This is a genomic window from Pelagicoccus sp. SDUM812002 (assembly GCF_031127835.1).
Classification (GTDB): domain Bacteria; phylum Verrucomicrobiota; class Verrucomicrobiia; order Opitutales; family Opitutaceae; genus Pelagicoccus.
In genome coordinates, this window is record NZ_JARXHX010000150.1 from 1 (window position 1) to 356 (window position 356).

At 53.7% G+C, this 356-nt stretch carries 1 pseudogene; it reads right to left on the reverse strand.

Features of this window, described 5'->3' with window-relative positions:
- Nucleotides 1-356 (reverse strand): annotated as a pseudogene (locus QEH53_RS24085) (ATP-binding protein); the annotation flags it as partial.

Consider the following 356-nt stretch of genomic DNA (forward strand, 5'->3'; position numbering starts at 1 on the left):
TGGATTTGATATTTGGATACAAAGGAAGCGAGCAGTTCCCTACTCTCCTTTTCCGCAAGCGGTCCGATTTTCACTTCGTCGAACCGCTTCCAAAAACGCTTGGTGTTTTTCTTCGCGAGCGCTGACTCTTCGCACGCTCCGAGCAGCGTTGCTTTTTCGCTGAAGGCTTCCAGCCACGGCCGAGAGCTTGGCGTGATGTTGCCGATATCGTCGATGACGATCAGCACGTTTTCGGCTTTGCCCAAAACCTCTACGATGTGCTTTGCCTTCGCGTCATTGGTCTTCTTCGCCTTTGTCCAGGTGTCTAGGTCTGCTTCCAAGCTTCCCCTCTCCCGCTCGACTAGTCCCAGCTCCCA